This is a genomic window from Streptococcus vestibularis (assembly GCF_900636445.1).
In the GTDB taxonomy this organism is placed as follows: domain Bacteria; phylum Bacillota; class Bacilli; order Lactobacillales; family Streptococcaceae; genus Streptococcus; species Streptococcus vestibularis.
In genome coordinates this window covers 1,052,307-1,065,460 of the sequence record NZ_LR134275.1, presented here as the reverse complement: position 1 = coordinate 1,065,460, position 13,154 = coordinate 1,052,307, and the positions used below count along the sequence as shown (strand labels likewise).

Below are 13,154 nucleotides of genomic sequence, written 5' to 3'. Positions count from 1 at the left end.
AACAAAAACCCACCCGTAGGTGAGTTTTTGTTTATTCACTAGCTTGCTCCCATTGTTTAGAGAGGTAGCGAGAGTAGCTAGAAATAGCAAAGTTAACCACGAAATAGGCTAGAGCTACAATACCGTATAAGGTAAAGATTTGACTAGGTTCGTAGTAACCACCCATCAGAATCTGGCTCTTACCAAACAATTCTTGTAGGGCGATAACAGAGTAAAGGAAAGAAGTATCCTTGATAACTGTTACGAATTGAGAGATGATAGATGGCAACATCTTACGAATAGCTTGTGGGAAGATGATGTAAACAAAGATTTGTCTGCTGTTAAATCCTTGAGACAAGCCGGCTTCCGTTTGGCCATGGTCGATAGAGTTCAGTCCCCCACGAATGATTTCCGCTAAGGCGGCTGAGGTGAAGACTGTGAAAGAGGTAATCCCTGCCGCAGTTGACTTAAGCTGGAAGACCAAGAAGATAATGAAAATCCAAAGCAAGTTAGGAACGTTACGGACGAACTCAACGTAGATAGAAGCGATCCAACGAAGAATAGGATTCTTTCCGTTACGCATGACCGCCAGAATTGTTCCGAACAAGGTAGATAGCACGATGATGAAGAAAGACAAGTAAAGGGTCGTCCACATCCCTTGTGCTAAGAATTTAAGGTTAGTAGCTGATAAAACTTCTGACATAGTGGACCTCCTTAGTAAGCTTTCTTATTCTCTTCTTCTTTACGACGTGCCCAGGTAGCTAGAGGGAAACACATGATAAAGTAGAGGAAAGCAGCCCCAGCAAAGGCCGGCACATAGTTAGTGGTATCATAAGCCCAAGCCTTAGCCGTGAACATGATATCTGCTCCAGAGATGATGGCAACTGTTGAAGTATTCTTAATCAAGTTAACCACTTGGTTGGTCAATGGTGGCAAGATAGTACGGACGGCTTGAGGCAAGACGATGATACGCATGGTATCAGCGTAGGTGAACCCTTGAGACAAAGCTGCTTCGGTTTGACCTTTAGGAACTGCCTCGATACCTGTACGAATAATTTCAGAGATATAAGCTCCTGTGTAGACCCCTACACAAAGGATAGCTGTCAATGAAATTGGGATCATGACATGACCATCAGTCAATATTGAAATCCCATAGAAGACAACCACGAATTGCACAAGTAAGGGTGTGTTCTGGAAGATTTCGACATAGACACGTGAGATGCCGCGAAGGACCTTGTTGTGAGTTGAACTCATAGCCCCAAAGATGAGCCCAAGAAGAAGAGCTACAATCAAGGCACCAATTGAAATGCCAAGAGTGTAAAAGAAACCTTTGGCAAACTGACCAAAGTTAGCGAAGAAAGCAGCCCAACGTTCAAGAGCGAAAGGACTAGCCGTTTCAGTTAAAAGATACATAAATTCAGGACTCCTTTCTATTTATCTTCAGCCTTAGCTGGTTTCAAGTGATACTTATCGTAGAGTTTTTGAAGGCTACCATCTTTTTGCCATTTAGCAATCAAATCGTTGGTATAATCAATTAACTCTTGGTTAGACTTGCTTGAGGCGATACCGTATTCTTGTGTTTTGAAACCTTCATCAAGGATCTTGGTTTTATCACTTTCGTAACCTGACAAGATTGATTTATCACCAGCAAAGGCGTCAATACGGTAAGCATAGAGGGATACGGTTAACTCAGGATAAGATCCAAGTTGAACGTAGTCAAACTTAAGGTTATTAGCTGAAGCGTACTCTTCAACAGCAGTTTTGGCAGATGACCCTTGAGATACTCCAATAGTTTTACCGTTTAGATCAGAAAGTTTCTTGTAGCCAGATTTAGTTTGAACAAGGAAACCGATTTGGTCGTAGTAGTAAGGATTTGACATGGCATATGAAGCCTTACGCTCATCTGTAATGGTATAAGTAGCGATAAGCATGTCAATAGTCCCGTTATCCATAAGGGCTTCACGAGTTTGTGGGGTAACCGCTGTAAAATTCACCTTCACCTTAAGTTTTTTGGCGATTTTCTTAGCGAGGTCAATTTCCATCCCTTGATAGGTATTGGTTTTGGCTGAGTAGTAACCAAAGTTTGGGACATCCTGTTTGACACCAACGTTTAGAGTCCCTTTTTTGACAATTTTTTGAATTGCAGCACTATTGAGTAGTTTACTGCTCTCATCTGCCTGACTACTTTTGGTGTTCCAGAGGAGAACTGCTACAAAAGCCAAAGCAGAGATAGCAAAAATGCGACTAAGTTTCTTGATTAACATAAGTCCTCCTTAGGCATCCACTTGGACACGATCAGAGTTGTGGTCGATAATCTTAGAAAGGAATTGAACTGCACGAGGTTCAGTTGGACTGTCGAAGAAGCCATCGACATCCGTAGTGTCTACAAGGACCTGACCTTCAGCCATGAAAATGATACGGTCAGCTACACTACGGGCAAAGCCCATTTCGTGGGTTACGACAACCATGTTCATGCCACCTTTGGCAAGGTTTTGCATAACGGCAAGAACGTCACCAATAGTCTCTGGGTCAAGGGCTGATGTTGGTTCGTCAAAGAGCAAGAGCTCAGGATTCATGGCAAGACCACGGGCGATAGCGATACGTTGTTTTTGCCCACCAGAAAGCATACCAGGGTATGAATCTTTCTTGTCCCACATGTTAACGTAGCGAAGGAATTTTTCAGCAGTTTTTTCGGCGTCTGACTTACTGATTCCAAGCACCTTGATAGGTGCCAAGGTAACATTTTCAAGAACGGTTTTGTGAGGGTAGAGGTTAAAGTGTTGGAAAACCATCCCTGCTTCCTTACGCAATTCTACCAAATCTTTGGCAGAAGCCTCCGTCATATTATGTCCGTTAACGATAAGCGTACCGTTATCGATGGATTCCAAGGCATTGATAGTACGGATAAGGGTAGATTTCCCAGACCCAGAAGGGCCCAAGAGAACCACAACTTGTCCTTTTTCAATTTCTAGATTGATATCACGAAGTGCATGATAATCTCCGTAGTATTTATTGACATTTTTAAATTCGATAAGTGCCATAAGAGCCTCCTAAAATTTTACATTAATATATGTAATAACAAGAGTGTATTTTACTATAGATATAGCAAAATGTCAAAAATGTTTGAAAATTCAATCATAGTGTTCGTCTTTTTACCGATTACACATAGCAAAGCTATCTCAAAAAACAAAGAAAGCTTGTATATCAGCTTAATATCTATAGTAGAAACTTGGTCCTTGACCTATTTTTTGGTATAATACCTTTGATACGTAAAGTTTTTGGCTTTACTAAATTGAATGACTTAAGAAAACCGATGAGGTGTTTATTATGAAAAAAATTCTAGTTGTTGATGATGAAAGACCAATATCGGATATCATCAAGTTTAACCTTACTAAGGAGGGTTATGAAGTGGTTACGGCCTTTGATGGTCGAGAAGCTTTAGAACAATTTGAAGCTGAAAAACCAGACTTGGTTATCCTGGACTTGATGTTGCCTGAACTGGATGGCTTGGAAGTAGCCAAGGAAATCCGTAAAACGAGCCACACACCGATTATTATGCTTTCAGCTAAAGATAGTGAGTTTGATAAGGTTATCGGATTAGAAATTGGGGCAGACGACTATGTGACTAAGCCATTTTCTAACCGTGAATTGTTGGCACGTATTAAAGCCCACTTGCGTCGTACAGAAACTATTGAAACTGCAGTAGAAGAGAGCTCTAACTCTGGCAAGCAGGAAATTTCAATTGGTGAGTTGATTATTGTTCCGGATGCCTTTGTTGCTAAAAAACGTGGAAACGAAGTTGAGTTGACCCACCGTGAATTTGAGTTGCTCTTCCATTTGGCAACACATATGGGACAAGTTATGACGCGTGAACATTTGCTTGAAACCGTTTGGGGTTATGACTATTTTGGGGATGTTCGTACTGTGGACGTAACTATTCGTCGTCTGCGTGAAAAGATTGAAGATACACCTAGCCGTCCTGAATATATCTTGACGCGTCGTGGTGTCGGTTATTACATGAAGAATTATGACTAGTATTGGCTTAAATATTACAAGCTTTGAACTAGCCTTACTCTTTACGCTCCTATTTGTTGCTTTCTATTTTATTTTTTTAGCTTATCGTGATTATCGACAAGCTAAAAATATCCGAAAGTTGACTAAGAGAGTCAAGTCCCTTATGGCAGGTAATTATAATGAAAAATTACGCATAAAGGGAGATTCAGAGCTTTTAGAGCTAGCGGATCGCTTGAATGATTTGTCGGACGTCTTTCGTTTGACACATGAAAATCTAGCCCAGGAAAAAAACCGCTTATCATCTGTCCTTTCGTACATGAGTGACGGGGTTATTGCGACCAATCGCCGTGGTCAGATTACCATGATTAATAGCACTGCTCAACGCTTGTTGAATTTAGATCGCGAAAGTGCGACTCAGATGTCTATTTTGGATTTATTAGATGGTGAGAATCCCTACACCTATAGTGAATTGTTGTCTAAGACGCCCGAAATCCATCTGTCGCGTCGAGATGCTAATGATGAATTTGTGACGCTACGTGTTAATTTTGCACTAATTCGTAAGGAATCTGGTTTTATTTCAGGTCTGGTAGCCGTTCTTCATGATGCCACTGAACAGGAAAAAGAGGAGCGTGAACGTCGTCTCTTCGTATCAAATGTTAGTCACGAATTGCGGACACCTTTGACTTCAGTGAAATCCTATCTTGAAGCGCTTGATGATGGTGCTCTCCACGAAGAAATTGCTCCAAACTTTATTAAAGTTTCTTTAGATGAAACCAACCGCATGATGCGTATGATTTCTGACCTCTTGGCATTGTCTCGAATTGACAATAAAAGCACACAGCTTGATGTCGAAATGACAAACTTTACAGCCTTTATGACCTATATATTGAATCGGTTTGATCAAATTAAGAGTCAAGAAACTAATCCAGGTAAGTTTTATGAAATCATTAGAGATTACTCAGTAAACTCTATTTGGGTGGAAATTGATACTGATAAGATGACTCAGGTCGTAGATAATATACTTAATAATGCCATCAAGTATTCGCCTGATGGTGGTAAGATTACAGTGTCTATGAAGACGACTGATTCACAGTTGATTGTTTCTATTTCTGACCAAGGTTTGGGTATTCCTAAGAAGGATTTGCCGTTGATTTTCGACCGTTTTTACCGCGTTGATAAGGCCAGAAGTCGTGCTCAAGGTGGAACAGGACTTGGCTTGTCCATTGCAAAAGAAATTGTTAAACAACATAAGGGCTTTATTTGGGCTAAGAGTGAGTATGGTAAGGGTTCAACTTTTACAATTGTGCTTCCATATGACAAGGATGCCATGATGGTTGATGAATGGGAGATGTAGTATAAATGACCTCAGATTTAGGGTTTAAATACAGTATTTTGGCTTCAGGCTCAACCGGGAATTCCTTTTATTTGGAAACTCCCGAAAAGAAGATTTTAGTGGATGCTGGTTTATCAGGAAAAAAGATTACAAGTTTGCTAGCAGAGATTGATCGTGATCCAAGTGATCTTGATGCCATCTTAGTAACACATGAACACAAGGACCATATCCATGGTGTAGGTGTTTTAGCTCGTAAATATGGCATGGATATCTACGCCAATGAGAAAACCTGGCAAATTATGGATAGTAAGAACATGCTTGGCAAGATTGAAAATAGCCAGAAACATGTTTTTTCTCGTGATAAGCTTCTAACCTTTGGAGACATTGATATTGAGTCTTTTGGAGTTAGTCACGATGCTATTGATCCACAGTTCTATCGCTTCATGAAAGATGGAAAAAGTTTTGTCATGTTGACGGATACGGGTTATGTGTCTGATCGCATGGCAGGTATTATTGAGAATGCTGATGGTTATCTGATTGAGTCCAATCATGATATTGAAATCCTTAGGGCGGGTTCTTATCCTTGGTCAACTAAGCAACGTATCCTCTCTGATCAAGGTCATTTGTGTAATGAAGATGGAGCGGATGCTATGATTCGTAGCATTGGTAATAAAACTAAAAAGATCTACTTGGGTCACCTTTCCAAAGAAAATAATATCAAGGAGTTGGCCCACATGACCATGGAAAATCAGTTGGCTCGCGCTGACTTTGGTGTTGGAACTGACTTTAAGGTTTTTGATACCTCACCAGACACGGCGACCCCACTAACAGATATTTAAAATAATAGCAGAAGAGCTGCACTAATGCCTTTAGTGTAGCTTTTTAAAAGGAATGTATTTATGAAAGTAATTTATCTCTCGCTAGGGTTTGTCTCGCTTGGTTTGGGCATTCTTGGAATTCCTCTTCCTATCTTGCCCACAACACCTTTTCTACTTTTAGCCATTGCTTGTTTTGCTAAAAGTTCCAAACGTTTTGAGAAATGGTTATATAATACCAAACTTTACCAAACTTATGTCGCCGATTTTCGAGAAACAAAATCGATTGCCAAAGAACGAAAGAAAAGAATCATTATCCAAATCTATGTTTTAATGGGAATATCGATAGTTTTCGCTCCTATTATTTGGGTAAAAATTGCGCTTTTTTGCCTAACACTCTTTATCACCTATTACTTATTTAAGGTTATTCCTGATAAAGACTAATAAAAGATAAAAAATGAGGCTCCCAAAAGGAAGTCTCATTTTAAATACTATCCATTAATGTTTGCTACGTAATTTCTTACGGAGTTTATAGGCAAAATTGGCTAGTCCGTAAAGAGGGCTAACTGGAAGGTTGAATTCCCCAATGAATTGTTCAATACGTGGGTTAAATTTAGACTTGAAATTATACAAACCACCATCAAGTGAATTTTCAATTCCCCCCATATTTTGCCATTCGGAACCACGCTCAAAGGCGTGATTAGCTGTTTCATACCAGGTCAGAATAGCCGGTTGATAACGGCGGTAGTCTTCATCCATTCCTGCATAGATATTCTCAGACGTCTTGCCAAATTCAAGAACTAATGTACCTGAAAGTGGGACAGTCTTATTTCCAGCATCAACCTTTTCTTGAAGAAAGTCAATCTCTTCTTTAAGTCTTTTGTGCTCTTGCTTATTGTTCTCGATTTTTCCTGGTTTAGTTTTTTCAGTGAACTTGGCTGCATCAGCGATGTTCTTTTCCAGTTGTTTATTAAGATCTTTGAGACGAGCTGGCAAGTCTAGTGTCGAGAGTGTAATGTATGACGACTCTGGGTAAGTCGTCAACAACTTTTCATAATAGTCAATGCCACGAAGGTGGATGTTCTTACGGGCCTCTGTCTTCTTCATCAAAGATGCGAATTGTTCAAGAAGTTCAGTACCACCAAATTGGACTGAAATCCCCTTGTTTCGAGCAGTACGAACAGCCTGCTTGGTACTTTTAGAGAGTTGTTCTTCAGTGAAATCTTCCTTATGGATATTAGCCTGGAAGCGAGGTTGGATATTTTCAGCCATATCTTCAGTGAGGCCTGTCCATTCAACGCCAAGAGCTTGGATGTATTTGGCAATTGCCATAGTCTCTTTACGGATTTCAGCTTCTTGTGAAATCAAGCTTTTAGTCACGAAGAGACTTGGGTCAAATTTCACAAAGAGGGCACGCTTTGTTTTGGCATATTTTTTTAGTGAAGCTATAACAAAGGCGAGCAACTCTTTATTTTGATAGTCCATAATAGGCCCACGAGGAATATAAATCATAGAAAAGCCAAGAGGAAGTGGCTGAATAAGGACACTAGCGACAGCAACGAGATTACCATCTTGATAGAAACCTAGGCGGTCATTGCCCCAACTATCCTTGATTTTTGCCCATGAGCTACTTTGTAATAAGTTGGTTTGAGGACTATCAATCACAAAGCGGTCATGCTCGGAAGTACTGAGACCAGTTTTATAGGTATACATATTAGTCTAGCACCCACTTTCTAATAGCGTAAGCGACACCAGATTCATCATTTGATTTTGTGATGTGTTTGGCGATTTTCTTGATTTCTGGATTTCCATTTTTCATAACAACAGGAGAGCCAACGACTTCAAGCATAGCACGGTCATTTTCTTCATCACCGATAGCCATTGTTTCTTCTTTCGAAAGACCGAGTTTTTCAGCAAGATGGGTTACAGCGATACCTTTGTTGGCTGTTTTCTTGAGAATTTCTAGATAAAATGGTGTTGATTTTACAATGGTAAAGCGGTCATAAAATTCCTGTGGAAGTTTGGCAATGGCTGCATCAAGAATTTCAGGTTCATCGATATACATGGCCTTAACGAATTCCTTGTCAGCTACCTCTTCAGGTGTACGATAGTAAATTGGCATATGAACAAGTGTAGACTCATGAACGGTGTAACGTCCAATATTTCGATTACTTGTGTAGATACCATCTTTAGTAATAGCATGTGAATGAACACCAAGTTTGTTAGCCAAAACTTCAATATCAAGATAGTCTTCATATGAAAGGGTCTCACGAATCAATTCATTACCAGTAGAAGTCTCTTGGACAAGACCACCATTAAAAGTGATAACATAGTCTCCGTCTTGGTTGAGGTTAAGCTCTTCAAGAAGTGGAAGTACTCCTGGAATAGGGCGACCAGTCGCAATAACAACCTTTACACCAGCGGCTTTAGCATCTTGAATCGCTTGAAAGACTTCCGGTGTAACTTGACGTTGGCTATTTAGAAGCGTTCCATCAATATCAACAGCAATAAGTTTAATAGACATAATAATTACCTGTTTCGTTTAGTTAGTTTCCCTTCTATTTTACTAAAATTTAGGTGCTTTGTCATAGTTCTTCCTGATAAAAGTATTATTGTCTCTTTAAAGAAGTAGATTAGGTGAGAATTGCTCAAATGCTTTTTAATTGGTAAAATAAGGTCAGACTAATAAAGGAGAGACAAGAGTGATTCGATTTACCAACCAACTGACCGATAAAGAACGTAAGGAAGCAAAAGTATTGATTGCCAGCTGCCAAGCCCATGATCAAACCTTTCGAGAACCTTATCTCTCCAATATGTTTAATTTTGATCCCAATATGCCGGCTTTTTTCCTCTATTATCAAGAGGAAGAGTTGCTTGGCTTATTAACGGTCTATGCGGATGATGAGGATGTTGAACTAAGTATCCTAGTTCATCCCAATCATCGTCGTAAGGGCATTGCACGTGCCTTGTTTAAGAGTTTTAAAGAAGAAACGGCATCTTACCCTATTCGCTCAGTGACCTTTCAGACGGAGCGTGTTTTTCTAGATGGTCATCCTGATTTGGCAAGTCATTGGGGTTTGATTGAGAATGAAGAAACGGAAACCTGGCTAGGGCGAGATAGGACACCATATGTTTTGGAGTCCCGTTCAGATGTTAAGGTGCTCTTAGCAGAACCCTCTTATCTTGAAGAAATTACTCAACTTCACCACCAAGCCTTTTCTGATGCGGAAGAAACTCTTGAGGTGCCCCACAGATATATTGCTGAGGCCTTAAAAGATTCGAGTAGCCTGCTTTACATCCTCCTCAAAGAAGGTCAGGTTATTGGAGTTTGTACGGTTGATTTATCTGGGAATAGTAACTACCTCTATGGGCTTGCTGTAGTAGAAGCCTATCGTGGCAAAGGATATGGTAGCTATCTGGCTAAATCAGTCGTAAATCAACTCATTGCACAAAATGACAAGTCCTTCCAAATCGCAGTGGAAGATGACAATATTGGAGCAAAACGTTTGTATGAAAAAATTGGCTTTGTCAAACAAACCCAAGTGGTTTACTTGAAACAGATTTAATGACTTTTTTGGAGATTGCTGTCAGTATCGCATTAGAGTTGCCAAAATAGGTATAGTAACAAAAGGAGTAATTAATGAAAATCAAAATAAAAAATAAAATTAAAGTAGGCGATCAAACGGAAATTATCGAAGAAATCCACACTTGTGAAGTTATGGAAAAAGGAGATTATACCTATCTTGTTCACCATAATTCCGAGAAAGAAAAAGTGGTTATTAAGTTGAACAAGGAAGAGCTGGTGATGACACGCTTTTCTAATCCTAAATCCATTATGCGTTTTTCTGCTAAAGTACCTGCCTTAGTTCACATTCCGACACCGCTTGGCACCCAGCATTTTCTGACAGATACTAGTCTATTTGCCCATGATCCAAATGGACAAACACTTGATGTTCATTATCAGTTGAAGCATCCAGAAACAGAAGATGTTTTTGCTGATTATGAATTAGAAGTTTCTTGGTTTTAATTTTTGAAAAAATAGAATCATTTTGCTTGAATAAAGAATAATTTATGATAAAATATTTAGTACAAATAAGGGAGTAGCAGGTGACTGTAATCATGAGATTTGATTAACAGTTGCGATTATGTCGTCATTACGAAATTTCACATTTCCGGCATATTCTTAAACAGCGAGACTTGTTTTTAATTAAACAAGTCTCTTTTTATATAAAAAGAGTCTTGTTAGCCATTTTTACCTATAGAGAAGGAGGAAATTATTTTGTCTAAAGAACAAAATAAAGCCTTGTTTTACACACAAGGAGAGGAAGAAGTCCTAAAAAACTTGGACACTTCTGTTGATGGTTTGTCCACTGCACAAGCCAAGGAACGTTTAGATGCCTATGGCTATAACGAGTTGGATGAAGGTGAAAAACGCAGCCTCTTGTCAAAATTCATTGATCAGTTTAAAGATTTGATGATCATCATCTTGCTTGTCGCTGCCGCCCTTTCTGTTATTACAGAAGGTATTCATGGTTTGACGGATGCCTGCATTATTTTAGCCGTTGTTGTTTTGAATGCTGCCTTTGGTGTGTATCAAGAAGGACAAGCAGAAGCGGCTATTGAAGCTCTCAAAAACATGTCTAGTCCTAGGGCTCGTGTGCGCCGTGATGGCCATGTCGTTGAAATTGATTCACGTGAATTGGTTCCTGGAGACATCGTCTTGCTTGAAGCAGGTGATGTTGTTCCTGCGGATATGCGCTTGCTCGAAGCTGCCTCACTTAAGATTGAAGAAGCAGCCCTTACAGGTGAATCCGTTCCAGTTGAAAAGGATATTACTGAAACGGTTGCAGCTGATGCAGGTATTGGTGACCGTGTGAATATGGGTTACCAAAACTCTAACGTTACTTATGGTCGTGGTACTGGAGTTGTAACCAATACTGGTATGTATACTGAGGTTGGTAAGATTGCAGATATGCTGGCTAATGCGGACGAATCACAAACACCATTGAAACAAAGCTTGGAGCAATTGTCTAAGACCTTGACTTATCTGATTGTCGCTATTGCCTTGGTGACATTCTTGGTTAGTGTCTTCATTCGTGGTGAACAGCCTCTTGAAGGCTTGATGGTTGCCGTTGCGCTTGCCGTTGCAGCCATTCCTGAAGGTTTGCCTGCCATTGTAACGATTCTCCTGTCACTTGGAACAACGACTCTTGCCAAACGCAATTCAATTGTTCGTAAATTGCCAGCCGTTGAAACCCTTGGTTCAACAGAAATTATCGCATCTGATAAGACTGGTACCTTAACCATGAACCAGATGACTGTTGAAAAAGTCTATACAAACGGTCAATTGCAAAACGCTGATACAGAACTTAGTGCTGACAATACGACCCTTCGTATTATGAACTTTGCTAATGATACGAAGGTGGATCCAGATGGTAAATTAATCGGGGACCCAACCGAAACAGCCCTTGTACAGTTTGGTTTGGATCACAATTTTGATGTTCGCGACGTCTTGAAATCAGAGCCTCGTGTGGCAGAATTGCCATTTGACTCTGACCGTAAGCTCATGTCTACTATTCATAAAGAAGCAGATGGCACATACTTTGTAGCTGTTAAAGGTGCACCTGACCAATTGCTCAAACGTGTGACTCAAATTGAAATCAATGGTGAGGTTCGTTCTATCACGGATGAAGACAAGAAAGCTATCCTTGCAACTAATAAAGACTTGGCCAAACAAGCTCTCCGTGTCTTGATGATGGCTTATAAGACAACGAGTGAAATTCCTACTTTGGAATCTGAAGTTGTTGAATCTGATTTGATTTTCTCTGGTTTGGTAGGGATGATTGACCCAGAACGTCCTGAAGCAGCAGAAGCTGTTCGTGTCGCTAAAGAAGCGGGAATCCGTCCAATTATGATTACAGGTGATCACCAAGATACAGCGGAAGCAATCGCTAAGCGTCTCGGTATCATTGATCCAAATGATACGGAAGATCATGTCTTTACTGGAGCTGAGCTTAATGAGCTTTCTGATGAAGAGTTCCAAAAAGTCTTCAAACAGTACTCTGTTTATGCGCGTGTGTCTCCTGAACACAAGGTTCGTATTGTTAAGGCGTGGCAAAATGAGGGCAAGGTTGTTGCCATGACAGGTGATGGGGTTAATGATGCGCCTTCACTTAAGACAGCTGATATCGGTATCGGTATGGGAATTACAGGTACAGAGGTTTCTAAGGGAGCTTCAGATATGGTTCTTGCCGATGATAATTTTGCGACAATCATCGTTGCAGTAGAAGAAGGACGTAAGGTCTTCTCAAATATTCAAAAATCAATCCAATACCTTTTGTCAGCCAACATGGCCGAAGTCTTTATTATCTTCTTTGCTACATTATTTGGATGGGATGTGCTTCAACCGGTGCATCTTCTCTGGATTAACTTAGTAACTGATACCCTTCCAGCCATCGCTCTTGGGGTTGAACCAGCTGAACCAGGTATTATGACTCACAAACCTCGTGGTCGCCAATCAAACTTCTTTGATGGTGGTGTCTTCGAAGCGATTATGTATCAAGGTGTTTTCCAAACTATCCTTGTTCTGGCAGTATATGGTTGGGGTCTTGCCTTTCCAGAGCATCATACGCAAGCAGAAATTCATGCGGATGCCCTTACAATGGCCTTTGCTACCCTTGGATTAATCCAGTTGCTCCATGCCTTTAACGTTAAATCTGTTTATCAATCAGTCTTTAAAGTTGGTCTCTTTAGAAACAAGACTTTCAACTGGGCAATTCCAGTAGCCTTTGTTCTTTTGATGGCAACTATCGTAGTTCCTGGATTTAATAACCTTTTTCATGTATCACACCTTAGTCTTACACAATGGCTTGCTGTTATTGTAGGTTCATTCTTGATTGTGGTTTCGGTTGAATTAGTCAAAGCTATTCAACGTGCCCTTGGTAAGGATAAAGACGCTATTTAAGACATAAAGTCAGAGATAATGGTCTCTGGCTTTTTCTTATCACATCTTG

Annotated in this window: 13 protein-coding genes; 7 read left to right on the top strand and 6 right to left on the bottom strand. The window is 40.1% G+C overall.

Annotated elements, in window-relative coordinates; genetic code table 11:
- Nucleotides 1-31: 31 nt before the first annotated feature.
- Genes EL076_RS05435 through EL076_RS05420 form a run of 4 tightly spaced genes read right to left on the bottom strand, consistent with a single transcriptional unit; the run spans nucleotide 32 to nucleotide 3,020 of the window.
- Complete coding sequence (locus EL076_RS05435) at nucleotides 32-682, bottom strand: amino acid ABC transporter permease (protein ID WP_126429563.1); 651 nt, start codon at nucleotides 680-682, stop codon at nucleotides 32-34.
- Nucleotides 683-693: 11 nt separating this feature from the next.
- Entirely contained in the window at nucleotides 694-1,392 is a 699-nt protein-coding gene (locus EL076_RS05430; RefSeq protein ID WP_126429561.1) for an amino acid ABC transporter permease, read from the bottom strand.
- Between the two features lie 17 nt (nucleotides 1,393-1,409).
- A complete protein-coding gene (locus EL076_RS05425; RefSeq protein WP_126429559.1) occupies nucleotides 1,410-2,243 on the bottom strand; it encodes a transporter substrate-binding domain-containing protein in 834 nt (277 codons plus the stop codon).
- A gap of 9 nt (nucleotides 2,244-2,252) precedes the next feature.
- On the bottom strand, nucleotides 2,253-3,020 hold the full coding sequence (locus tag EL076_RS05420) for an amino acid ABC transporter ATP-binding protein (RefSeq protein ID WP_126429557.1): 768 nt from the start codon (nucleotides 3,018-3,020) through the stop codon (nucleotides 2,253-2,255).
- 286 nt (nucleotides 3,021-3,306) lie between these two features.
- Here EL076_RS05420 and yycF point away from each other — a divergent pair, with 286 nt between their 5' ends.
- From yycF to EL076_RS05400, 4 genes are read left to right on the top strand one after another with little or no spacing between them, the layout of a single operon-like run.
- Nucleotides 3,307-4,014, top strand: a complete 708-nt coding sequence (gene yycF / locus EL076_RS05415; RefSeq protein WP_003093060.1) for a response regulator YycF — start codon at nucleotides 3,307-3,309, stop codon at nucleotides 4,012-4,014.
- Nucleotides 4,007-5,347 carry a cell wall metabolism sensor histidine kinase VicK gene (gene vicK, locus EL076_RS05410; RefSeq protein ID WP_003092744.1) on the top strand — a complete coding sequence of 447 codons (1,341 nt, stop codon included), beginning with the start codon at nucleotides 4,007-4,009 and terminating at the stop codon, nucleotides 5,345-5,347. Before yycF ends, vicK begins: the two co-directional genes overlap by 8 nt.
- 5 nt (nucleotides 5,348-5,352) lie before the next feature.
- Entirely contained in the window at nucleotides 5,353-6,165 is an 813-nt protein-coding gene (locus EL076_RS05405; RefSeq protein ID WP_003093062.1) for an MBL fold metallo-hydrolase, read from the top strand.
- A 60-nt stretch (nucleotides 6,166-6,225) separates the two neighbouring features.
- On the top strand, nucleotides 6,226-6,585 hold the full coding sequence (locus tag EL076_RS05400; protein ID WP_003093009.1) for a YbaN family protein: 360 nt from the start codon (nucleotides 6,226-6,228) through the stop codon (nucleotides 6,583-6,585).
- Between the two features lie 54 nt (nucleotides 6,586-6,639).
- Here the strand turns inward: EL076_RS05400 and EL076_RS05395 are convergent, their stop codons facing one another.
- Nucleotides 6,640-7,854 (bottom strand): aminoacyltransferase, encoded by a 1,215-nt coding sequence (locus tag EL076_RS05395; protein WP_064519711.1) that lies wholly within the window; start codon nucleotides 7,852-7,854, stop codon nucleotides 6,640-6,642.
- A 1-nt stretch (nucleotide 7,855) separates the two neighbouring features.
- Complete coding sequence (yidA, locus tag EL076_RS05390) at nucleotides 7,856-8,665, bottom strand: sugar-phosphatase (protein WP_003092782.1); 810 nt, start codon at nucleotides 8,663-8,665, stop codon at nucleotides 7,856-7,858.
- Nucleotides 8,666-8,843: 178 nt separating this feature from the next.
- Here yidA and EL076_RS05385 point away from each other — a divergent pair, with 178 nt between their 5' ends.
- The 3 genes from EL076_RS05385 (at nucleotide 8,844) to EL076_RS05375 (ending at nucleotide 13,105) form a co-directional block, all read left to right on the top strand.
- Nucleotides 8,844-9,707 carry a GNAT family N-acetyltransferase gene (locus EL076_RS05385; protein ID WP_126429555.1) on the top strand — a complete coding sequence of 288 codons (864 nt, stop codon included), beginning with the start codon at nucleotides 8,844-8,846 and terminating at the stop codon, nucleotides 9,705-9,707.
- Between the two features lie 74 nt (nucleotides 9,708-9,781).
- The gene (locus EL076_RS05380; RefSeq protein ID WP_126429553.1) at nucleotides 9,782-10,168 is read left to right on the top strand and encodes a DUF1934 domain-containing protein; all 387 of its coding nucleotides are present in this window, start codon (nucleotides 9,782-9,784) and stop codon (nucleotides 10,166-10,168) included.
- Between the two features lie 252 nt (nucleotides 10,169-10,420).
- Nucleotides 10,421-13,105, top strand: coding sequence for a cation-translocating P-type ATPase (locus tag EL076_RS05375; RefSeq protein WP_126429551.1), 2,685 nt, complete (start codon nucleotides 10,421-10,423; stop codon nucleotides 13,103-13,105).
- Nucleotides 13,106-13,154 lie beyond the last annotated feature (49 nt).

Bases quoted from the DNA above. Each gene is read 5' to 3' on its own strand.
- yidA (WP_003092782.1), bottom strand. From the start codon at position 8,665: ATGTCTATTAAACTTATTGCTGTTGATATTGATGGAACGCTTCTAAAT.
- EL076_RS05395 (WP_064519711.1), bottom strand. From the start codon at position 7,854: ATGTATACCTATAAAACTGGTCTCAGTACTTCCGAGCATGACCGCTTT.
- yycF (WP_003093060.1), top strand. From the start codon at position 3,307: ATGAAAAAAATTCTAGTTGTTGATGATGAAAGACCAATATCGGATATC.
- vicK (WP_003092744.1), top strand. From the start codon at position 4,007: ATGACTAGTATTGGCTTAAATATTACAAGCTTTGAACTAGCCTTACTC.
- EL076_RS05425 (WP_126429559.1), bottom strand. From the start codon at position 2,243: ATGTTAATCAAGAAACTTAGTCGCATTTTTGCTATCTCTGCTTTGGCT.
- EL076_RS05380 (WP_126429553.1), top strand. From the start codon at position 9,782: ATGAAAATCAAAATAAAAAATAAAATTAAAGTAGGCGATCAAACGGAA.
- EL076_RS05420 (WP_126429557.1), bottom strand. From the start codon at position 3,020: ATGGCACTTATCGAATTTAAAAATGTCAATAAATACTACGGAGATTAT.
- EL076_RS05405 (WP_003093062.1), top strand. From the start codon at position 5,353: ATGACCTCAGATTTAGGGTTTAAATACAGTATTTTGGCTTCAGGCTCA.
- EL076_RS05400 (WP_003093009.1), top strand. From the start codon at position 6,226: ATGAAAGTAATTTATCTCTCGCTAGGGTTTGTCTCGCTTGGTTTGGGC.
- EL076_RS05435 (WP_126429563.1), bottom strand. From the start codon at position 682: ATGTCAGAAGTTTTATCAGCTACTAACCTTAAATTCTTAGCACAAGGG.
- EL076_RS05430 (WP_126429561.1), bottom strand. From the start codon at position 1,392: ATGTATCTTTTAACTGAAACGGCTAGTCCTTTCGCTCTTGAACGTTGG.